This is a genomic window from Bacillus sp. SIMBA_005 (genome assembly GCF_046535585.1).
Taxonomy (GTDB): domain Bacteria; phylum Bacillota; class Bacilli; order Bacillales; family Bacillaceae; genus Bacillus; species Bacillus pumilus.
Genome location: NZ_JAWRWI010001239.1, coordinates 1 through 233, shown reverse-complemented (window position 1 = coordinate 233; position 233 = coordinate 1). Strand labels below are relative to the sequence as shown.

Annotated in this window: 1 protein-coding gene; it reads right to left on the bottom strand. The window is 63.9% G+C overall.

Going from position 1 to position 233, the window contains the following annotated elements; all coding sequences use genetic code 11:
* A partial coding sequence (locus SB660_RS24030; RefSeq protein WP_410585143.1) for a M91 family zinc metallopeptidase occupies positions 1–233 on the bottom strand: 233 nt, incomplete at both ends.

The following is a 233-nucleotide window of genomic DNA, read 5'->3' as shown; positions in this document are numbered from 1 at the left end:
GGCACCCGGCCGGCCATTGATGATGTCGGCGTCGTTGCTGAAGGTCTGGGCGTATCCGTTCTGCTCGTTCGACAGTTCCTTGATCGTCACGACATTGCCCTTGGCTTCCGCGGCCTTGTCGAACTCGGCCAGCATCTGCTGTCCGGCCGGCGAGGAGCGCAGGAAGTTCAGTTCCGACTCCATCCGCTGGACGAAGGCGTCCGAGCCTTCGACGCTGACACCGCGGTCGCCCA